General features: G+C 73.5%; 19 protein-coding genes. 10 read left to right on the forward strand and 9 right to left on the reverse strand.

Going from position 1 to position 19,578, the window contains the following annotated elements; translation table 11 throughout:
- Positions 1–40: 40 nt before the first annotated feature.
- On the reverse strand, positions 41–1,306 hold the full coding sequence (locus tag IE212_RS21910) for an SWF or SNF family helicase (RefSeq protein WP_190199595.1): 1,266 nt from the start codon (positions 1,304–1,306) through the stop codon (positions 41–43).
- Entirely contained in the window at positions 1,303–4,122 is a 2,820-nt protein-coding gene (locus IE212_RS21915; RefSeq protein WP_229864499.1) for an SCO1167/SCO6262 family helicase, read from the reverse strand. Before IE212_RS21915 ends, IE212_RS21910 begins: the two co-directional genes overlap by 4 nt.
- 311 nt (positions 4,123–4,433) lie before the next feature.
- Here IE212_RS21915 and IE212_RS21920 point away from each other — a divergent pair, with 311 nt between their 5' ends.
- Positions 4,434–4,616 (forward strand): tail-anchor membrane protein, encoded by a 183-nt coding sequence (locus IE212_RS21920; protein WP_190199596.1) that lies wholly within the window; start codon positions 4,434–4,436, stop codon positions 4,614–4,616.
- Positions 4,617–4,629: 13 nt separating this feature from the next.
- Here IE212_RS21920 and IE212_RS21925 read toward each other — a convergent pair whose 3' ends face one another.
- Entirely contained in the window at positions 4,630–5,502 is an 873-nt protein-coding gene (locus tag IE212_RS21925) for a hypothetical protein (RefSeq protein WP_190199597.1), read from the reverse strand.
- 146 nt (positions 5,503–5,648) lie between these two features.
- Positions 5,649–5,945 (reverse strand): hypothetical protein, encoded by a 297-nt coding sequence (locus tag IE212_RS21930; RefSeq protein WP_190199598.1) that lies wholly within the window; start codon positions 5,943–5,945, stop codon positions 5,649–5,651.
- 99 nt (positions 5,946–6,044) lie between these two features.
- Here IE212_RS21930 and IE212_RS21935 point away from each other — a divergent pair, with 99 nt between their 5' ends.
- Complete coding sequence (locus IE212_RS21935) at positions 6,045–6,923, forward strand: oxygenase MpaB family protein (protein WP_190199599.1); 879 nt, start codon at positions 6,045–6,047, stop codon at positions 6,921–6,923.
- A 213-nt stretch (positions 6,924–7,136) separates the two neighbouring features.
- Here the strand turns inward: IE212_RS21935 and IE212_RS21940 are convergent, their stop codons facing one another.
- Entirely contained in the window at positions 7,137–7,745 is a 609-nt protein-coding gene (locus IE212_RS21940) for a class I SAM-dependent methyltransferase (RefSeq protein ID WP_190199600.1), read from the reverse strand.
- Between the two features lie 172 nt (positions 7,746–7,917).
- Here IE212_RS21940 and IE212_RS21945 point away from each other — a divergent pair, with 172 nt between their 5' ends.
- The 5 genes from IE212_RS21945 (at position 7,918) to IE212_RS21965 (ending at position 12,816) form a co-directional block, all read left to right on the forward strand.
- The gene (locus IE212_RS21945; RefSeq protein ID WP_190199601.1) at positions 7,918–8,694 is read left to right on the forward strand and encodes an MHYT domain-containing protein; all 777 of its coding nucleotides are present in this window, start codon (positions 7,918–7,920) and stop codon (positions 8,692–8,694) included.
- Between the two features lie 45 nt (positions 8,695–8,739).
- Positions 8,740–11,253, forward strand: a complete 2,514-nt coding sequence (locus tag IE212_RS21950; protein WP_190199602.1) for a sensor histidine kinase — start codon at positions 8,740–8,742, stop codon at positions 11,251–11,253.
- Entirely contained in the window at positions 11,250–11,687 is a 438-nt protein-coding gene (locus IE212_RS21955) for a roadblock/LC7 domain-containing protein (protein WP_190199603.1), read from the forward strand. Before IE212_RS21950 ends, IE212_RS21955 begins: the two co-directional genes overlap by 4 nt.
- Before the next feature lie 22 nt (positions 11,688–11,709).
- Positions 11,710–12,120: a DUF742 domain-containing protein gene (locus tag IE212_RS21960; RefSeq protein ID WP_190199604.1), complete on the forward strand. Its 411-nt coding sequence runs from the start codon at positions 11,710–11,712 to the stop codon at positions 12,118–12,120.
- 90 nt (positions 12,121–12,210) lie between these two features.
- Positions 12,211–12,816, forward strand: a complete 606-nt coding sequence (locus IE212_RS21965; protein ID WP_190199605.1) for a GTP-binding protein — start codon at positions 12,211–12,213, stop codon at positions 12,814–12,816.
- A gap of 16 nt (positions 12,817–12,832) precedes the next feature.
- Here the strand turns inward: IE212_RS21965 and IE212_RS21970 are convergent, their stop codons facing one another.
- A complete protein-coding gene (locus tag IE212_RS21970; protein WP_190199606.1) occupies positions 12,833–13,261 on the reverse strand; it encodes a PPOX class F420-dependent oxidoreductase in 429 nt (142 codons plus the stop codon).
- 104 nt (positions 13,262–13,365) lie between these two features.
- Here IE212_RS21970 and IE212_RS21975 point away from each other — a divergent pair, with 104 nt between their 5' ends.
- Both IE212_RS21975 and IE212_RS21980 read left to right on the forward strand, forming a co-directional pair.
- A complete protein-coding gene (locus tag IE212_RS21975) occupies positions 13,366–13,779 on the forward strand; it encodes a roadblock/LC7 domain-containing protein (protein WP_190199607.1) in 414 nt (137 codons plus the stop codon).
- A 42-nt stretch (positions 13,780–13,821) separates the two neighbouring features.
- On the forward strand, positions 13,822–14,607 hold the full coding sequence (locus IE212_RS21980; RefSeq protein WP_190199608.1) for an Fpg/Nei family DNA glycosylase: 786 nt from the start codon (positions 13,822–13,824) through the stop codon (positions 14,605–14,607).
- A 335-nt stretch (positions 14,608–14,942) separates the two neighbouring features.
- Here IE212_RS21980 and IE212_RS21985 read toward each other — a convergent pair whose 3' ends face one another.
- The 3 genes from IE212_RS21985 to IE212_RS21995 all read right to left on the reverse strand — a co-directional run bounded on the left by IE212_RS21985 (position 14,943) and on the right by IE212_RS21995 (position 18,455).
- Entirely contained in the window at positions 14,943–15,881 is a 939-nt protein-coding gene (locus IE212_RS21985) for a DMT family transporter (RefSeq protein WP_190199609.1), read from the reverse strand.
- An 82-nt stretch (positions 15,882–15,963) separates the two neighbouring features.
- Complete coding sequence (locus IE212_RS21990) at positions 15,964–17,217, reverse strand: SLC13 family permease (protein WP_373301417.1); 1,254 nt, start codon at positions 17,215–17,217, stop codon at positions 15,964–15,966.
- A gap of 104 nt (positions 17,218–17,321) precedes the next feature.
- Complete coding sequence (locus IE212_RS21995; RefSeq protein ID WP_190199610.1) at positions 17,322–18,455, reverse strand: PrpF domain-containing protein; 1,134 nt, start codon at positions 18,453–18,455, stop codon at positions 17,322–17,324.
- 168 nt (positions 18,456–18,623) lie between these two features.
- On the opposite strand from IE212_RS21995, the gene IE212_RS22000 reads away from it, so the two are divergent.
- Complete coding sequence (locus IE212_RS22000; RefSeq protein ID WP_190199611.1) at positions 18,624–19,577, forward strand: LysR family transcriptional regulator; 954 nt, start codon at positions 18,624–18,626, stop codon at positions 19,575–19,577.
- Position 19,578: the final 1 nt, after the last annotated feature.

The raw sequence follows: 19,578 nt of genomic DNA on the forward strand, positions 1-19,578 counted from the left end.
CGCGTCTGCGGCGTGATCCGAACGGCGGGCCCTGGTGCCCTCAGCCCGGAACGGCTCCGTCGTCGGCGGTGGGCCGCGCCGACGTCAGGGCCGTCGCCGGATCCTGTGCGGCGCCGCCCGCGGGCAGCCAGCGACCGCGTTCCCTGCGGTACGGCCACCACCGGCCGTCCCGGCCGAGTCGCAGCTGGATCGGTGCCCCGACGACCGTCCACCGGTTGCGCCGCGCCCGCAACTCCGGCCGCTCGTCCGCCTCCCAGGCCGAGTCCAGGGCGGCACGCGCGCGTGCCAGCGCTTCGCCCTCCACCCGCCACTCCTCGTCGAGCACGCTCAGCGCGGCCGCTCCACCGTGGCGCCAGGCGAGAACCGCCGCTGCCAGGCCCTCCCGGCCACGCCCCGATCCCTCGGCGAGACGGTCCGCCACCACCCGCGAGGGGGTCCCCGCTGCCAGCCGCACCGCGTCCTGCGCGACCGTCGACTCCCGGTCGGTGGCGGGCTGCTCCGTGAGCGCCTCAGCGAGCCGGCGATGGGCCTCCACGGCGGTCCGGGCGGCCAGGAACTCCAGTGCGCCCGGGTCGATGCCGGGGGCGGGCGGCGTCTCGGTGTCCAGGGACGGCGGGACCCCGGGCTCGTCGGGGAGTCCGGGCAGGCCCGGCAGCGGGGGCAGGATGCCACCGGCCGCGTACGCCTCGGCCGCGTCCACCCCCTCCGGCCCGGACCGGTCCGCGGCAAGAGCCCCGCCGCGCGCCTGGAGAGCGTCCAGCACGGCCGCCTCGTCGCGCCCGCGCATCAGCAGCAGGAGGAACGGGTCCTGGTCCAGCAGCCGGGCCGCCTGGTAGCAGAGGGCCGCCGTGTGCCCGCAGTGGTCCCAGGTTCCGCAGTCGCACTCCGGCTCCAGATCGCCCAGGCCGGGCAGCAGTTCGACGCCCGCGGCCGCCGCGTCCTCCACCAGGTGCGGTGGCATCTCCCGGTCCAGCAGCGCCGCCACATGGCCGGCCCGTTCCACCGCCATGCCCAGGAAGCTGTCCCACTGTCCGGGCGTGAGGGTCTCCAGCAGGACGTCGGCCCGGTGCGCCGTGCCGTCACGCCCCTGGACGACGGCCGTGAGCCGGCCCGGGCGCACCGACACCGCGCCGACCGCTGCGGCCCGGGCGAGCCGGCGGCCCGTCTTGAGCTGCGCCGAGTCCAGCGCCGTGTCCTCCAGCGCCCGCAGCCAGGCCCTGCCCCACCAGGTCTGCGCGAATTCCCGCCCGCGCGCGGGCGCCAGTGCGGCGAACGTGCGCTCCGCGTCACCGTCGTACCGAGTCATCGCACGTCCCCTCGCAGCTCGACCAGATGCGCCAGTTCCGCGTCCGTCAGTTCCGTGAGAGCGGTCTCACCGGACCCCAGGACCGCGTCCGCCAGGGCCCGTTTACGGGTGAGCAGTTCGGCGATGCGGTCCTCGATGGTTCCCTCGGCGACGATCCGGTGCACCTGCACCGGCCGGGTCTGGCCGATGCGGTACGCGCGGTCGGTCGCCTGGGCCTCGACGGCCGGGTTCCACCAGCGGTCGTAGTGCACGACGTGCTCGGCCCGGGTCAGGTTCAGCCCGGTGCCCGCCGCCTTCAGCGACAGCAGGAACACGGGCACCTCGCCGTCCTGGAAGCGCCGCACCATGGCCTCCCGCTCCGCGACGGGCGTCCCGCCGTGCAGGAACTGGCAGGGCGTGCCGCGGGCGGCCAGATGCCGTTCGAGGAGGCGGGCCATCCGCACGTACTGCGTGAAGACGAGCACGCCGGCCCGCTCCGCCAGCATGGTGTCGAGCAGTTCGTCGAGCAGCTCCAGTTTCCCGGACCGTCCGGCGATCACCGGCCGCTCCTCCTTGAGGTACTGGGCCGGGTGGTTGCAGATCTGCTTGAGGCCGGTCAGCAGTTTCACGATCAGTCCGCGCCGCGCCATGCTGCCGGCACCGGAGATCTCCGCCAGCGCCTCCCGGACCACGGCCTCGTACAGGCCCGCCTGCTCCTGGGTGAGGGAGACGGCGTGATCGGTCTCCGTCTTCGGCGGCAGCTCGGGCGCGATCCCGGGGTCCGACTTGCGGCGGCGCAGCAGGAACGGCCGCACGAGCCGGGCCAGCCGGTCCGCGGCGCCCGGGTCCTGCCCGCCCTCGACGGCGTCCGCGTACCGCCTGCGGAACGTCCCGAGCCCGCCCAGCAGGCCCGGCGTGGCCCAGTCGAGGATCGCCCACAGCTCCGACAGGTTGTTCTCCACCGGGGTGCCGGTGAGCGCGACCCGTGCGCGGGCGCCGATGGACCGCAGCTCCCGCGCGGTCGAGGAGTGCGGGTTCTTCACGTGCTGGGCCTCGTCCGCCACCAGCATGCCCCACGGCACCTCGCCGAGCCGGGGCGCGTCCAGGCGCATCGTGCCGTACGTGGTGAGGACGAACTCCCCGGCGGCCAGGCCGTCGAGGCCGCGCCGCGGGCCGTGGAAGCGCCGCACGGGTGTGCCCGGCGCGAACCGCTCGATCTCCCGCTGCCAGTTGCCCATCAGGGACGTCGGGCAGACCACCAGGGTGGGTCCGGCCGACTCCGCGTCGGCCTGCCGGTGCAGGTGCAGCGCGATCAGCGTGATCGTCTTTCCGAGTCCCATGTCGTCGGCGAGGCAGCAGCCAAGGCCCAGTGAGGTCATGCCCGCCAGCCAGTTCAGGCCTCGCCGCTGGTAGTCGCGCAGAGTGGCGGCCAGGGCGGCCGGCTGATCGACGGGCCGCTGTGCCTCGGGGTCCGCGAGCCGCTCCCGCAGGGCCGCCACCCACCCGGTGGGCCGTACCTCGATCCGACGGCCGTCCACCTCGGTCCAGCCCGTCAGGGCCGCGCCCAGCGCGTCCACCGGCGTGACCTTGCGGTCCTGCCGGGAGCGGGCCAGGCGTACCTCCCGCGGGTCGACCAGGATCCACTGGTCGCGCAGCCGCACCACCGGGCGGTTCGCCTCGGCGAGCCGGTCCAGCTCCTCGCGGCTCAGCCGCCTGTCGCCCAGCGCGAACGACCAGCTGAAGGTCAGCAGCGCGTCGGCGGACAGGAACGACGGCACGGCGGGGGAGCCCTCGCCGGATGCCGGTTCCTCGCCGGAAGGCCCCACCTCCGCCCGCGTGGTCATCTCGCGGGTCAGTCCCTTCGGCCAGTGCACGTCCACTCCGGCGGCGGCCAGCGCGCGGGTCCCCGCTCCGAGCAGCTCGGTGACCTCGTCGTCGGCCAGCGCGACCGCGTCCGGCACGGTCGCCGACAGCAGAGGTTTGAGCGGGGCCCAGGCCTGGGCCGCACGGCGCAGTGCGAGCAGGACGTCCATCGTCGCGCGCGGGCCGAACGCGTCACCGCCGGCGCCGGCCCAGACGTCCGCCGCGTCCGCGACGAGAGCCGCGTCGCTCACGCTGTGCACCTGGAGCACGGCCCGGAACGTCACGCCCGCGTCGCCGGCCGCCGCGTCCATGAGGCCGTGCGCACCGTCCGTCAGGCCGTCCGCCTCGATCCGCAGGGACAGCCGCACGCCCGCGTCATGGCCCGCGGCCACCTCGGCGGCCCACCCGCGCTGCTCCGGCAGGTGCACCGGGTCGGCCGAGGCGTAGGCGGGGCCGTCCGTGACCAGCGCGGCGGCGGGGGAGCGGGGCAGGGTGTCGGCGACCGCGTCGAGGAACGCCCGCAGGAGCTGCTCCGGGTCGGGCAGCCGCAGCGGCTCCGTGCCGGGCAGCGGGACGGCGTGCGCCTCTGGCGGCATCGCGGCGGCGAGGCGGCGTACGGCCTCGAGGTCCTCGGCGCGCAGCGGACCGGCGCGCCAGGCGTCGTGGTCACCCGGGGCGAGGCCGGGCAGCAGCAGTCCGCGCGCCACCAGGTGCAGGGCGTGCAGGGCGGCCGCTCCCCAGAACCGGGCGGACCGGTGCCCATGCCCGCCGGTGCGCGCGCGGGTGAGGACCGGCAGCGCCGCACGGACCGGCAGCGAGGCGGCCGGCACGCTCCGGGACTCGATCCCGTCGTCGCCGGGGACCACGACCGTCACGGACGTGACGGTCGCCGAGGGCAGGGCCGCAGGGGCTGCGCCGTCGGGCCGCCAGAAGGCGACGCTGCCGGTGCGGGCGGGGTTGCCGGGCAGGAACACGGCGCAGCAGTGGGCCGGTTCCGGGATGTGCGAGGGCTCGGAGAGTTCGGAGTCAGAGGGGTCAGGGGGAGTCGGATGCTCGGCTATGACTGATTCCTCAAACTTGACTAGTGAAGCCGGAATCGCCGAGGGTACCCCACTTCCAGTGCTCTACAAGCATGGGCTGGCTGTGAGGTGAGTCACTATGGAGTTCTCAGGGGTGTCCAGGGGTGTGCCTCAGGGATGTCTCAGGGTCGCGGTCCGGAACCGCCGCGAGCGCGGGTCCGTTTTCGGGACAGAGAGCGGCACTGGCCGCGAAGGAGGCGACAGACATGTCCAATAACGCCAAGATCGCCGCAGGGGGTGTGGCGGTCGGGCTCATCCTGTTGATCTGGCTGCCCTGGTGGGCCTCGCTCCTGATCATCCTGGGGGTCCCGGCCGCCGCCTACCTGATGCTGGATCCCTCGCAGCGGCGCAGGCTGCGGCGCGTGTCCCGCAAGGAAATCGGACGCTGACCGGCCGTACCGGTCAGTTCGGCCTCACGGCCATCTTGTCGAGGGCGGCGAGAAGGCCCGGCAGCTCCGGCCCCCGGCCGACCGGCAGCACCTCGCCGGGTTCGTCGTCGAGCAGCACGAACGCGATGTCGTCGGTCCTGGCCACGAGCGACCAGCCGGGACCGTCGGCTCGCAACGTCCGCGCGTCACCGGGCGCGAACGACGAACGCACCCGCCCCAGGGGCGGCGGCGAGTCGATGTAGGTTCGGGCCTCCGCGAGGGCGCGCTGGATGCCGCTGTGCCTCGGCTGCCTCTTCCCCGCGCGTCGCTCCGGACCGGCGGCCGCCTCGTCGCCCCCGTCCCCGCCCTCGGGGGGCTCGGGTGCTGATGATTCCGGCGCCGGAAACGCCGAGTCGTCGACCTGGTCCCGCCACATCGCCCACTGCCGGGCGATCTCGTCCGCGCCCAGGCGCCGCTGGGCCGGCCCCCAGACGGTGGTGTCGGGCGGAGTCAGAGGGGGCCTGTCCTCGCCGTCCGGGCCTGGGTCGTGCGGGGCGGGTACCCCGGGCGCCGCGACGGCCACCGCGAGGGGCCAGCCGGGCAGGGCCGCGACGACCGTGCGCTCGTCGGGCGACAGCTCGTACTCCATGCCGCAGTCCCAGGACGCGATCGCCACGGCCACCAGGGAGACGTCGTCTATGACCACGGTCCACCGGGCACCGGCGCCGTCCTGGCCGAGCACCAGCCCGTACCCGTCGGCGAGCGGCGCCAGGCCGAGCGCCGCGCACGCCTCCGGATAGTCGTCCCCCAGCACGCTGGGGAAGTTCGCCGGCGTCAGCAGCACCGCCGTGAGCACATAGAGCGCATCGTCCGCGGCGGCGACGGCGCCCTCGTCCGTCCCGGCCATCCCGACCTCCCCGTCTCCGTCCCCGTTTTCGTCCGACGGCGCGCACCCTAGTGTGCGCGGAAGCCGCTTGTCACGGCCTCGTGAGCACACTCGGAGCCGCAGCTCTCCGGCGGACGGGGCGAATCGGCCGTCCCTGCCGCGGCACGTCACGCCGCCGGCAGCCCCAGCAGCTCACGGGCCACGGCCCGCGGTGACTCACCGCGCTCCCGGGCGAGCGCGATGACGGCCCGGCAGGCCAGCTCGTTCACCCCGAACGACAGTGCCTCCGGCGACACCCACGCGGCCGCCTCGTCGGCCCCTTCCTGGTCGTTCTCGGCGCCCGCCCCGACATAGGCCGCGGCGGCCTCGAAAAGGTTGTGCGGACGCCTGCCGCCGCCGGCCCTCGTCTCCGTGCGCATGGCGCCGGCGACCCTGACCCCCGCCTTCCGGACCCTGCCCCACATGCTGACCACCTTCCCCCTGTACGGATGTGCCCGCTCGCCGGTCTTCTTCCCGTCACCAACGTAGAGTTGATGTTCCGGTGACAGAAGGGGGAGGGCCCTGTGAAGCGCTTCGCACGGCTGGAACAGCTGCGGCGGATGGACCCGCACCGGGACGCCACCGAGATCTACCGCCTCAGCGTGGCCTACGAGTTCCCCTGGGACTACACCCGGGCCCTGGAGCTCGCCCTGTACCGCACCTACGCCGTCCCCAGCATCGGCCGGCTGCTCGCCGAGACGGCGGAACTCACGGAGCGCACGCAGAAGCGCTACGACGACACCGCGCTGCTCCTCGACGCCGTCGTCGAGCACGGCTTCGGCAGCGACGAGGCGAAGACCGCGATCCGCCGCATCAACCAGATGCACCGCGGCTACGACATCAGCGACGAGGACATGCGCTACGTGCTGTGCACGTTCGTCGTGACGCCCAAACGATGGATCGACGCCTACGGGTGGCGCAGGATGTCGCGCCACGAGATCGTCGCGAGCGTCGTCCACTACCGCACGCTGGGCCGGCACATGGGCATCAAGGACATCCCCGAGACCTACGAGGAGTTCGAGAGCTGCCTCGACGCCTACGAGGCGGCCCACTTCGCCTGGGACGAGGACGCCCGGCGGGTCGCGGACGCCACGCTCGACCTGATGACCTCCTGGTACCCGCGCCCGCTCGCCTCCGTCCTGCGCACCTCGATCCTCGCGCTGCTCGACGACTCGTTGCTGAGCGCCTTCCGCTACACCCCGCCGAGCGCCGCCACCCGCGCGTGGGTGCGGCGCGCGGTCCGGCTCCGGGGACGCGGTGTCCGTCTGCTCCCGCCCCGGCGGGCCCCGCACTTCGCGCGCCAGAACTGGGAGATCAAGGGCTACCCGTACGGCTACCGCCTCGCCGACCTCGGCACACGCCCGGTCCCGGGAGTCCGGGGCTGCCCGGTGCGGCAGCCTTAGGGGTCCTTTCACCGAGCGCCCTCGACGGGGGTGCACCTGCTGGAGCGGAGCCGAGAGCTCGGGGGAGGAGCCAGGGGCATAGTGAGAGGACCCCTTATGGGGGTGTCCGTGATCTCGCGTCGTCAGCCCGGAGGGAGGGCGGGCACCGCGGCGCCCGGTGCGGCGGGAGCGGGTGCCGGGCGTCGCGTGGCAGGCGGGATTCGCGGACCCTCCCTAAAGGGTCCGGTCCTCGCGGACGGCCAGTGCCAGGAAGCGGGTGTCCTCGTCGGCGTACGACGCCATGCGCCACCCCGAACGGGCCAGCAGCGGCCGGAGGTTGGGCTCGGCGCGCAGGTCGTCCGGGGTGAGCGGACGGCCGTGGCGCGCGGCCAGTGCCGCCCTGCCGATCGGGTGGAACAGGGCCAGCAGGCCACCGGGGCGCACCACCCGGGCCAGCTCCCGCAGGTTCTCGGCGGGACTCGGCAGGTGCGAGATGAGGCCCGCCCCGAACACGGCGTCCAGTGAGCCCGGGCGCAGGGGCAGCGCGGCGACATCCGTGAGCAGCAGAGCACCGTCACGGTCCCGTCCGGCCCGTACGGCCTCCCGCAGCATGGCCGGCGTCAGATCGGCCCCGATGACGACCCCCGAGGGCCCCACGGCGGCTCGCAGCGGCGGCAGGGCGCGTCCCGTGCCGCATCCCGCGTCCAGGACCCGGTCGCCCGCACGCAGCCCGAGCTCCGAGACCGCGGCCGCGTAGGCCGGACCGTCGTCCGGGAACCGGCTGTCCCAGTCGGCGGCGCGGGCTGTGAAGAACTCCTGGACACGCGTCGGGTCGTCGCTCATGTACGGCATGATTCCTCACCGGTACGGATGGCGCCTCACCGGCACGGATGACATCCCAGCGCACATGTTCGAGCGTGACCCGATCATTCCGGTGCATCCTTGCGCCATATTCCAACACCTTTCGAAATGCTCCCCTTTCGCGCTCCCGTACCGGGTCTAGCGTCCCGGGGCCATGGGACACCTGGACCACGCCGCCCTGGGGTGGCTGACCCCCGCGCTCTCCTACGTGATGGCCTGCATAGGCGCCGCCCTCGGGCTGCGCTGCACCGTCCGCGCGCTCGCCGCCGCCACCGGGCGCTCGCGCCGCAACTGGCTGATCACCGCTGCCTCGGCGATCGGCACCGGCATCTGGACCATGCACTTCGTGGCCATGCTCGGCTTCAGCGTCGCCGGTACCGACATCCGCTACGACGTGCCCCTCACGCTCCTGAGCCTGCTCGTCGCCGTGGTCGTCGTCTGTGCCGGCGTCTTCGCCGTCGGCTACGGCCGCGACCGCGGCCGGGCCCTGTTCCTCGGCGGACTCACCACCGGGCTCGGCGTCGCGAGCATGCACTACCTGGGCATGGCGGCCGTCCGCCTGCACGGTGACGTGACCTACGACCCGGCGCTGGTGGGGCTCTCCGTCCTGATCGCCGTCGTCGCCGCGACGGCGGCCCTGTGGGCGGCGCTCAACATCAAGTCACCCGTCGCGGTCACGATCGCCTCCCTGATCATGGGCGCGGCCGTCAGCAGCATGCACTACACCGGCATGTTCGCGGTGAGCGCGCGCGTGACGCCCTCCGGGGAGGCCCTGCCCGGGGCCACGGCGATGCAGTTCATCTTCCCCCTCGCCGTCGGCCTCGGGTCCTACCTCTTCCTGACCTCGGCCTTCGTCGCGCTGTCCCCGACGGCGGGGGAGCGCGAGGCATCGGCCTCGGCGCAGCGCCCGGTCGAGAGTGCCGCCCCGTAGAAGCCGGAGCGACACGCCCCCGAACCATTCCCGAGCGAGGAGTCCATGAGTACACCCCATAGGACCCCCACAGCGGGCGCCGAGGCGCCGCCCCCGCCCGTGCGCGGTCGCCGCGCGCATGCCGGACCACCGGCCGACGAGGGCCCCGAAGCGCCCACTGGCGCGGCGCCCGAGGGGGCGGCCGGGCACGGGGAGCGCTGGCACATACGCCCCCGCACCGTGCGCGCCAAGATCGTCTGCCTGCTGATGGTGCCCGTCGTCTCCCTCCTGGCCCTGTGGGCGTACGCCACCGTCACCACCGCCCAGGACGTCGCGCGGCTGCGGCAGGTCCAGCGCGTGGACGCAGTGGTCCGAGCACCCGTCTCCGCCGCGGTCGCGGCCCTGCAGGCCGAACGCGCCGCCGCCGTACGCCACGCCACCGACCCCTCCGCCGTACGGGCCGGTGAACTGGACGAACTCGCGCGGCGTACGGACCGGGCCGTCGCGAGACTGCGGCTCGGCGAGGACAACACCGTCGCCGACGGCGAGGAACTGCCCCCCGGCGTCGCCCGCAGGCTGGAGGAGTTCGTCACCGGCGCCGAGCGGCTGAGGCCGCTGCGGGAGGCGGTGCTCGACCGCCGCGCGGACTGGGACGAGACGTACGAGCGGTACACGGACACCATCGCGAGGGCCTTCGGCGCGGTCGGATCCCTCACCGGCATCCAGGACGCCGCCCTCGGCTCCGACGCGCGCGTGCTGCTCGAGTTCTCCCGTGCGGGCGAGGCGCTCGCCCAGGAGGACGCGGTACTGGCCGGCGCCCGCCTGACCGGAACACTCACCGGTGAGCGGCTCCGGTTGTTCACCGGCGCCGTCGACCTGCGCCGCACGCTCACCGAGTCGGCCGTCGCGGACCTGCGCGGCTCCGAACGCACGGCCTGGGACAGCCTCGCCGGCAGCGGTGCCCACGACACCCTGAATGCCGTCGAGGACAAGGTCCTCACCGCCGGCCCGGGCGCCCGCGCGGTGGACGCCGTTCCCGAGGACACCTGGAACACGGCACACGCACGGATGCGCAGCGGCATGCGCGCCATCGAGGACGACGCGGCACGCGGTGTCGCGGACCGGGCCGACCCCTACACCCGGGGGCTGCTCACCCCGGCCGGCGCGGCCGTCCTGCTGGGCCTCGCCGCCGTGGCCGCCTCGCTCGTCATCTCCGTACGCATCGGACGCGGTCTCGTGGTGGAACTGGTGAGCCTGCGCAACAGCGCACTGGAGATCGCCCGGCGCAAACTCCCCGAGGCCATGCGGCGACTGCGCGCGGGCGAGGAGATCGACGTCCGCGCCGAGGCGCCGCCGGGACCGCGCGCGGACGACGAGACCGGACAGGTCGCCGAGGCCCTCGCCATCGTCCACCGCGCCGCGCTGCGGGCCGCCGTGGAACGCGCCGAGCTCGCCAGCGGCATCTCCGGGGTCTTCGTCAACCTCGCCCGCCGCAGCCAGATCCTCGTCCACCGGCAGCTCAGCCTCCTGGACAGCATGGAACGCCGCTCCGACGACCCGAACGAGCTCAGTGACCTCTTCCGGCTCGACCACCTCACCACCCGCATGCGGCGCCACGCGGAGAGCCTGATCATCCTCTCCGGAGCCGCCCCGGGCCGGGCCTGGCGCATGCCGGTCTCCCTGACCGACGTGGTCCGCGCGGCCGTCTCCGAGGTCGAGGACTACGCGCGCGTGGAGGTACGGCAACTTCCCGAGGCGGCCGTCGCCGGCGCCGCCGTCGCCGACCTGACCCACCTCCTGGCCGAGATCATCGAGAACGCCGCCCAGTTCTCCCCGCCCCACACGCGTGTGCGCGTCACCGGCGAACCCGTCGGCAACGGCTACGCCGTCGAGGTCGAGGACCGCGGCCTCGGCATGGGCAAGGAGACCCTCGCCGAGGCCAACCGCCGCATCGCACAGTCCGAGGCGCTCGACCTGTTCGACAGCGACCGGCTCGGCCTGTTCGTGGTCAGCAGGCTCGCCGCCCGGCACGACGTCAAGGTCCACCTGAAGACCTCGCCGTACGGGGGCACCACCGCGGTCGTCCTGCTGCCGACCGCCCTGCTGGACACCGGCGCGGCCAAGGCGCCCCCTGTAACGGAGGCACCGGAGCGGCAGCCCGGGGACCACGTCCACGCGCGCGTGCCCGACGCCGCTGAGCACCGGGACACCGCCCCCGGCGCCGTTCCCGCACCGGCCGACCGGCGCGCCCTCGTCGCGCCGGCCGTGGAGACCACGAGCCGTACCCCACCCGCAGGAGTCGCCACCTTGCGACTGCACCGCCCCCAGGAGCAGCCCGAGGGCTCGGAGGACCTCCCGCGTCGTGTACGGCAGGCCAGTCTCGCCCCCCAGCTGCGCGACGCCCGCCCCGAGAAGCCGGCACCCACGCTCCGGGACGACGAACGCACCCCCGAGCTCGTCCGCGACCGCATGGCCGCGTACCGCGAGGGCTGGGCACGCGGCGGTGGCAGCCGACCCGGCCGCGGCACCACTCCCGGCCCCACGACGGACAGCGACAGCAGCGAAGGAGACCCCTCATGATCCAGGACCCGAGCACCCACTCCGCCCGGCGCTCCGGCGAACTCGACTGGCTGCTGGACGACTTGGTGCTCCGCGTGAGCGAGATACGGCACGCCGTGGTGCTGTCCAACGACGGCCTGGCCGTGGGTGCCTCCTCCGACCTGCGCCGCGAGGACGCCGAACACCTCGCCGCCGTCGCCTCGGGCTTCCACAGCCTCGCCAAGGGCGCGGGGCGGCACTTCGGTGCCGGCGGGGTCCGCCAGACCATGGTGGAGATGGACGAGGGCTTCCTCTTCGTGGCCGCCGCGGGCGACGGTTCCTGCATCGCCCTCCTGACGGCAGTGACCGCCGACATCGGCCTCGTGGCCTACGAGATGGCGCGCATGGTCAAGCGCGTCGGCGAGCACTTCGGCACCGCACCCCGCCTCGCCGCGCGGCCACCGGCCGCCGGATGAACCGGGAGGGCGGTCGGCGCAGATGACCGAGGACATGACGGGCGCCCCGCACGAGCTGGGCAGTCAGTGGTACGACAACGAGGCCGGTCCACTCGTCCGCCCCTACGCCATGACGGGCGGACGCACCCGGCCCGGCCCCACCGGCGTGCGGTTCGACCTGATCGCCCTGGTCACGCTGGACCCGGGCGCACCCGGCGTCGACGACGCCCCGCTCGGCCCGGAACACCGCAACCTGATCGGCCTGTGCCGCACGGAGACGCAGTCGGTCGCCGAACTCGCCGCCGGCGCGGACCTGCCCGTGGGCGTGGTCAGGGTCCTCATCGGCGACCTCCTGGAACTCGGCTTCGTCACCGTCAGCCGCCCCGTACCGCCGGCACGACTGCCCGACGAACGCATCCTGCGCGAGGTGATCGAAGGACTGAGAGCGCTGTAGGCGCGGGCCCGAGAGCGCCGCGGATGAACGCACACCCCCCACCCACCTGCTCACGCCGGCCGGAGCCGGTACTCCCGAGAGAAGTGATCAATGGCCTCCGAGCACCCCGACGCCGCCGACGCCGACAGCGCCGCACTGGCGCTCAAGATACTGGTCGCCGGCGGATTCGGCGTGGGCAAGACCACCCTGGTGGGCGCCGTCAGCGAGATCCGGCCGCTGCGCACCGAGGAACTGCTCAGCGAAGCCGGCCAGTCGGTGGACGACACCGACGGCGTGGAGCAGAAGACCACCACGACCGTCGCCATGGACTTCGGGCGCATCACCATCCGGTCCGGCCTTTCCCTGTACCTGTTCGGTACGCCCGGTCAGGACCGGTTCTGGTTCCTCTGGGACGAGTTGGCGCAGGGGGCGCTCGGTGCGGTGGTTCTCGCGGACACGCGCCGCCTGGAGGACTGCTTCCCCGCCGTCGACTACTTCGAGCACCGGCGCATCCCGTTCGTGGTGGCCGTCAACTGCTTCCCGGGGGCAAGGCGGCACGGCGCCCCCGATGTCGCACGTGCCCTCGACCTCGACCAGGGCACGCCCGTGGTGCTCTGTGACGCCCGTGACCGCGACTCGGGGAAGGAGGTGCTCATCAGACTGGTCGAGTACGCCGGGCGGATGCACACCGCCCGGCTCCTCGACTCGGTCGGATGACCGCCGTACCGCGCGGTCAGTCCGCGACGCCGAGCTCCGCCAGCACCCTGTCGACCGTGACCCGGACGAGAAGCTCGCCCGGGACACCGTTGCGGGCCCCGAACTCCTCGGCGCGTTCCTCGCCCATGTACCGGGCGCCGATTCGGGTTGCCCAGTGCCGTACCTCGTCTAGGTCCTCCACGAGGCGGGCGCGGCCCCGCACCACCACGAACGAGTACGGCGGCCGGTCGTCGTCCACACACAGGGCCACGCGGCCGTCACGGGCGAGATTGCGCCCCTTCACGCTGTCCTTTCCGGTGTTGAACACCACCTCGTCCCCGTCCAGCAGAAACCACACGGGGACCACATGCGGGCTCCCGTCTGCCCGGACCGTCGAGAGCTTTCCGGTGCGGGTGCCGTACGAGACGAACTTCCGCCATTGCGCGTCGGTCATCTTCGCTGCCATGGCTCCCATCCTCCTTGCCCCGGCAGCGGTCGTGGGGAAGGCTGGCATGGAGATCCTCCGGCCAGGAGGGGAATCGCACGGGGAGAAAACGGGGAGACCGGAACATGGCGCAGAACCAGGGACTGGACTGGCTGCTGGACGACCTGACCGAGCGCGTCCACCAGGTGCGGCACGCACTGATCCTGTCCAACGACGGCCTGGTGACAGGGGCGAGCACGGGACTGCGCCGCGAGGACGCCGAGCACCTCGCGGCCGTGTCGTCCGGACTGCACAGTCTGGCCAAGGGCTCGGGACGGCACTTCGGCGCGGGCAACGTGCGCCAGACGATGATCGAGTTCGATGACGCGGTGCTGTTCGTCACCGCGGCCGGCTCGGGCAGTTGCCTGTGCGTCCTCAGCGGCGCGGAGGCCGACATCGGCCAGATCGCGTACGAGATGACCCTTCTGGTCAACCGGGTCGGCGAGCACCTCGACGTGGACGCGCGCCGGCCCGAGCGGAAACCGGCCAAGGAGAACTGATGCCCGTGTTCTTTGTGGTCCCGCACGCCTGAGGCACCGGTCATGCCCGAGCTGCCCGACGTCGAGGGATTCCGGGAGGTGCTCGCGTCCTGCGCCCAGGGCCGCGTGATCCGGCGGGTCGACGTGCGTGACGCGGGTGTCCTGCACGGGGTCGGGCCGCGTGGCCTGCGCGACGCGCTGGAGGGGCGACGGTTCGGTGCGCCGGAGCGGCACGGCAAGTGGCTGCTCGCCCGGACCGGCGGGCCCACCCTGGTCCTGCACTTCGGCATGACCGGCCGGCTGGTCTGCGGCAGTCCGGACGATGCCGTCGAGCCGCACGACCGGGTGCTGTTCACCCTGAGCGGCGGCCGTCAGCTGCGCTTCCGAGACCAGCGCAAACTCCAGGGACTCTGGCTGGCCCACGACGACTTCGGCGTCGACCGGCTCCTGGAGCGCCAGGGCCCCGACGCGCTGGCGGTGGACCGCGCGGAGTTCGGGGCCCGGCTCTCCGCGCGCCGCGGGCACCTCAAGACCGCGCTCACCGACCAGTCGGTGGTCGCCGGCCTCGGCAACCTGCTCGCGGACGAGATCCTCTGGCGTGCCCGGCTGAGCCCCGAACGCCGGGCGCGGGATCTCACCGAGGCCGACCTGCGTCGCCTGTACGGCCGGATGCGCGGAACGCTGAGATCCGCGGTCCCCGCCGGCTGTGTGCCGCCGCGCGACTCCTGGCTCACCGGCCATCGTGACGACCCCGACCCGAGGTGCCCGCGCTGCGGCGCGGGCCTGCGCCGGACCCGGATGGCGGGTCGCGGCACGGTGTGGTGCCCGCGGTGCCAGCCGGAGGGGTGATCCGGCAGGTCACCTCTGACCGGGCGCGGCGACGGCGCTGTCACCGCGCGTGCCGGGCACTGGCCCGATGTGAAGTGGAACCGGCCGCCGACGTCGGCCGCCCGCTCCGTCCTCTCCGGGTCCCGCATGCCGGCGACCCCCACCGAGGCGCCTCGGCCGTCGGCGCGGCCGCCTGGCCGGGATCAGGGTGGGGCCCCCGCGCCGTGTACTGCCCCTGCGCTCTGGCCCGGGGCCTGGGACGGGCCGGGAACGTGCCCTGGCGCCCTGAGGAACCCTGCTTCTCCCGTGACCACCGCCATCCGCTCGCCGGTGCGATCCGTGGTGGCCTCCGTCGCTCAGGGCGCTTCCGCCGTCTGGCGCTCCTCGTCCGGCGCCACGAGCGAGCGCGTGAGCGGAGTCCGCGCCAGGGCGAAGACCCCGGCGGCGATCAGCGCGACCCCGAACAGCTGGGGCAGCAGCCACCACCCGGAGCGGACCGTCTCCTCGTACAGGAGGATGCCGAGGGCGAGACTGACCATCGCGTCGCCGAGCGTGAGCGCGGGCTGTGAGGCCACCAGCGGACCGGCCTGCATCGCGTTCTCGAGCAGGAACAGCGCGCACACGCCCGTCAGGGCGAACGCGTACGTCTGCCAGGCGGTGAAGAAGCCGACGAGCCCCTGCTCGTCGAGGATGTGCATGGCCGCCTTCATCAGTGCCGCCGTCACCGCGTAGCTGATCGCCGTCGCGGCCCCCAGGCATGCCGCCCGGGCGCGCCCCTCCGGACGCCGGAGGGCGGTGACGGCGAGGCCGGCGACCGCACCCGCGCACACGGCGAGGGCAGGGATCCAGCGGTCAAGCGCCACATGCGTGCGATTGCCGGCGGGGGACGCGGCGGCCAGCGCCACCGCCAGCCCCGCCACCACCACCGTCACGGCCAGCCAGCCCGTGCCCGGCAGTCGCCGGTGCATCAGCAGCGACGCGACGACGAGGGTGAGCGGCAGCTCCAGCACGAACAGGGGCTGCACGATCGTCAGCGGCCCGGTCGCCAGCGCCAGCGCCTGGCAGACGGCGGCGCCGATCACCGCGAGGATGCCGGCCAGCCAGACGGGCCGGCGCAGCAGATCGAGCATCAGCCCGGCCCGCAACCCCTGGGAGCGCGGCACGGTCAGCGCCGCCTTGCGCTGCAGCACCGTCGCGACGGCGTTGCTGAGGGCCGCGCAGACCGCGAAGACCACGGGGAGCACGGTATGCAGCGTGGCCACCTCCCGGATCGGCCGGCCTGCCTGTCCTGCCATGGTCACCGCAACCGGGCACGAGCGCGATCGGGGCCCCGGAGAGCGGCCCCGATCGGCGGAGTGTCCCGTCGCCGTCCCTGCGCTATGACCAGGGCAGGACCAGGGCACCCCAGGCGACCACGGGGCCCAGGGCCACGATGCCGCCGGTGTAGCCGATGATCTGGCGGTAGAAGCGGCGGGCGTCGACTCCGCGGGCATTGCTCAGGACCAGTGCGCCGTTGGTGGAGAAGGGGGAGGTGTCGACGATCGTCGTGGAGACGGCGAGAGCGGCGATCAGCCCGGCGGCGCTGAGCTGGCTGGAGAGCAGCAGCGGCACGGCGATGGGGATGATCGCGGTGAGGATCGCGGTGGAGGACGCGAAGGCAGAGGTGATGGCCACGGTGAAGCACAGCAGGAGGGCGACGACGAGCGGGGCGCCCAGGTGGGCGGCGTGTTCGGAGATCTCCTCGATGACGCCGGCCTTCTCCAGCATCGCGATGTACGTCATCATGCCCGCGACCAGCAGCAGGGTGGACCAGCTGACACCGTCCACCGCCCGCTCCTGCCGCTTCATGTCCACCAGCGCCAGCAGAGCGCCGGCCGCCAGGGCCAGGAAGCCGATCTCCAGATGGAAGCCGAGCGCGCCGGCCACGAGGGCGAACAGACAGGCGAGGGTGAGCCACTGGCGCCAGTCGGGCCTGCCGGAGACGGTGACGTCGTCCTCGGCGGTCCCGTCGACTTCCTCGGCCAGCGGGACGGGGCGCCTGGCGAGCAGCGCGTATGTGAGGGCCGACAGCACCAGGTTGATCACGAAGCTGGCACTGAACAGCGCCACGGCGGAGACCTGCAAGTCGGTCTCGTCGACCAGGCCCAGCACCAGGGCACCGGAGACGGCGAGCGGGGAGAACGCGCCCGCGTGTCCGCCGCTGATCACCATCATGCCGACCACCAGCGGGTTGAGCTTGTAGCGGTAGGCGAAGTTCATGCCGATCGGGGCGAGGATCGCGACCGCCGCCGGGGTGAAGGTGCCGAACGCCGTCAGGAGCGCGGCGACCAGGAACAGCACCCAGGGGATCAGCGCCGTCTTGCCGCGCACCAGCCGAACCCCGGCCGCGACGAGCCAGTCGATGGTGCCGTTGCGGCGGGCCACGGAGAACAGGTAGGTGACGCCGACGATGGTGACGAAGAGCTCCGCCGGGAACCCCTCGAAGATCTCGTCCTCGGTGAGGCCGAGCGAGGCGGTGCCGACCGCGAAGGTGGCGACGAAGGCGAGGATGCCCAGGTTGATCGGCAGTACGGTGCCGACCACGAACATCACCAGCAGAGCGCCTATGGATATCACTTCAGCAGACATCATTGTCCTTGGGGCGGTGGGGACGGGGTGGCGCGCCCCGGGGGCGCGAGGGTATCCCGGTGCGGACGGCTGGGGGACCGGCTGCCCGAGGTGATATTCGTCCCGGTTCAGGCGGCCTGCGTGCCGCCTGTCTCCGGTACGTAGATACGGGCGTCGGCGAGAAGCCGCGCCGCCCGCTGCACGGTGACGCGGCGCGGCAGGCCGTCCGCCACGTCCGTGCAGCGGACCGCGACCACGCCGGCGGGGGTGCCCAGGCGCAGCCACTCGGTGGTGGGTCCGCCTGCGGCACGGGAGACCACGGAGTCCGCCAGCAGCCCCGCCGCCGCGACGGCGACGGCGGAGGTCAGACCGACCGCCGGGTGAGGGGAGTTCATGGTGAGCATGCGCACCGAGATGTCGTAGTCCTCGGCCGCGACGTGTTCGCCCAGGGTGGTGGTGTACGGCACCGGGGGACCGACGAGCCCCACCTTGGGTACGGCATCGCCGGGTTCCTCACCCCGAGGGAGCCCCGGTTCGAGCAGACCCATCAGCGGCGCGGCGGTGTGCCGCACGGTGCGCAGCCAAGGGACCTCCGCGTGCATCCGCTCCAGCGTCTCGGCACCGGTTCGATCGGCGCTGCCGGCGTCGACGAGGACGACCGGGGCCCCGGCGTCCACCATGCTCACCCGCAGCGGGCCGACGGTGCCCGCCCGCAGTTCCTGTGCGGCCTGCCCGGTGGGAAGCAGTGAGCCGGTCGTGCCGCCCGCCGGTTCACGGAAGGTGAGGCCGACGGCGACACCGCCGGCCCGGGTGCCGGGTACGGTCTGGCGGCCGAAGTGGTGCACCACGCCTCCGGTGGTGTCCACGGTCCCCTCGAGGACCGCTCCGGTGTTGGTGTTGCGCATCACCACAGGCGTCCGGTCGCCGGTGATCGGCACCATGCCCTTCGCCACCGCGTACAGGGCGACGCCGGTGGCGCAGTTGCCGCAGTTGCTCGTCCACTCCACCGAGCCCGTGCCGATGCCGACCTGGGCGAAGAGATAGTCGACGTCCACCCCGGGCTCGGGCGAGGCGCTGACGATCGCCGCCTTGGAGGTGGTGGGTGTGGCCCCGCCCACCCCGTCCAGTTCCACCGGGTCGCCGGCGCCGTACGCGGCGACCAGCATCTTCTCCAACTCGTCGCGGTCGGCGGGGACATGGACCTGGTTGAACAGCCAGCACTTGCTGGTGCCGCCACGCACCAGGGTCGCGGGAGTGTGCACGTCTGAGGCTCTTCCTTGATCAACGGGGGGGAGAGGCCGGGAGGGCGGTTACGGGCGGGTTTCGCTCCGGTGAACCGCTCCGGCGATGGCGAAGACCTTCGCAGAGCCATGACTTGCGAACAATCGCAGTTCGCTTCACCAGGGTTTAGCTGAGCTAAAGTCGGCGCCATGCTGAACGTGCGCCGTCTGCTGCTGCTCACCGAGGCCGCCGAACGGGGATCGCTCACCGCCGCGGCGGAGGCCCTGAGCATGACCACCTCCGCCGCCTCGCAGCAGATGTCCCTGCTGGAGCAGGAGGCCGGGCAGCCGTTGATCGAGCGGCTGCCGCGCGGTATCCGGCCCACCCCGGCAGGCGCCGCACTGGCCGGACGCGGGCGGGCGATCCGCCGCGAACTGCGTGCGGCTCAGGCCGACCTGGACTCCTTCGCCGCCCTCGACCAGGGCACGCTGCGGCTCGGTTCCTTCCCCACGGCGAGCGCCTCCCTGCTGCCGCTCGCGCTCACCCGCTTCCGCCGCCGCCACGCCGGTATCCGTATCGAGGTGCGCGCCGGAGTCCTCGCCGGACTCCGCGAGATGCTGCACACCGGCGAGGTGGAGCAGGCCCTGCTCTGGGACTACGAATGGAACCGCATCGACGATCCGGCGCTCATGCTGACCCACCTCCTCGACGACCCCACGGTGCTGGTCGTCCCCGCCGACTCACCGTTGCGCGCACACCCCACCGTGCGCCTCGGCGACCTCGCCGACCAGGAGTGGATTATTCGCGCCGACAACCACCCCGTCGCCGACGTCCTGCGCCGCAGCTGCCGTCAGGCGGGATTCGAGCCGCGCATCGCCTACTCCTCGCACGACTACCAGGAGGCACAGGCCATGGTCGCAGCCGGGCTCGGCATCGCTCTCGCGCCCCGCCTCGCCCTCACCAGCCGCCGCAGCGACGTCCGCCTCCTGCCCTTCGCCTCCGACGTGCCGGCCCCGACCCGCCGCATCCTCCTCGCCCGAGCCCGGGCCCGCTCCGCCACCCCACCCGCGCAGGCCATGTCCCGCGTCCTGCGCACGGTGGCGCAGCGGTTCGCCGCCTCCGACCTGCACCGGGCCCAGCTCGGCGCGGTCCGGCGGGGCTGAC

The organism is Streptomyces djakartensis (assembly GCF_014651075.1).
In the GTDB taxonomy this organism is placed as follows: Bacteria; Actinomycetota; Actinomycetes; order Streptomycetales; family Streptomycetaceae; genus Streptomyces; species Streptomyces djakartensis.

Bases quoted from the DNA above. Each gene is read 5' to 3' on its own strand.
- IE212_RS21910 (WP_190199595.1), bottom strand. From the start codon at position 1,306: ATGACTCGGTACGACGGTGACGCGGAGCGCACGTTCGCCGCACTGGCG.
- IE212_RS21920 (WP_190199596.1), top strand. From the start codon at position 4,434: ATGTCCAATAACGCCAAGATCGCCGCAGGGGGTGTGGCGGTCGGGCTC.
- IE212_RS21925 (WP_190199597.1), bottom strand. From the start codon at position 5,502: ATGGCCGGGACGGACGAGGGCGCCGTCGCCGCCGCGGACGATGCGCTC.
- IE212_RS21930 (WP_190199598.1), bottom strand. From the start codon at position 5,945: ATGTGGGGCAGGGTCCGGAAGGCGGGGGTCAGGGTCGCCGGCGCCATG.
- IE212_RS21940 (WP_190199600.1), bottom strand. From the start codon at position 7,745: ATGAGCGACGACCCGACGCGTGTCCAGGAGTTCTTCACAGCCCGCGCC.
- IE212_RS21945 (WP_190199601.1), top strand. From the start codon at position 7,918: ATGGGACACCTGGACCACGCCGCCCTGGGGTGGCTGACCCCCGCGCTC.
- IE212_RS21950 (WP_190199602.1), top strand. From the start codon at position 8,740: ATGAGTACACCCCATAGGACCCCCACAGCGGGCGCCGAGGCGCCGCCC.
- IE212_RS21955 (WP_190199603.1), top strand. From the start codon at position 11,250: ATGATCCAGGACCCGAGCACCCACTCCGCCCGGCGCTCCGGCGAACTC.
- IE212_RS21960 (WP_190199604.1), top strand. From the start codon at position 11,710: ATGACCGAGGACATGACGGGCGCCCCGCACGAGCTGGGCAGTCAGTGG.
- IE212_RS21965 (WP_190199605.1), top strand. From the start codon at position 12,211: ATGGCCTCCGAGCACCCCGACGCCGCCGACGCCGACAGCGCCGCACTG.
- IE212_RS21970 (WP_190199606.1), bottom strand. From the start codon at position 13,261: ATGGCAGCGAAGATGACCGACGCGCAATGGCGGAAGTTCGTCTCGTAC.
- IE212_RS21975 (WP_190199607.1), top strand. From the start codon at position 13,366: ATGGCGCAGAACCAGGGACTGGACTGGCTGCTGGACGACCTGACCGAG.
- IE212_RS21980 (WP_190199608.1), top strand. From the start codon at position 13,822: ATGCCCGAGCTGCCCGACGTCGAGGGATTCCGGGAGGTGCTCGCGTCC.
- IE212_RS21985 (WP_190199609.1), bottom strand. From the start codon at position 15,881: ATGGCAGGACAGGCAGGCCGGCCGATCCGGGAGGTGGCCACGCTGCAT.
- IE212_RS21990 (WP_373301417.1), bottom strand. From the start codon at position 17,217: ATGATGTCTGCTGAAGTGATATCCATAGGCGCTCTGCTGGTGATGTTC.
- IE212_RS22000 (WP_190199611.1), top strand. From the start codon at position 18,624: ATGCTGAACGTGCGCCGTCTGCTGCTGCTCACCGAGGCCGCCGAACGG.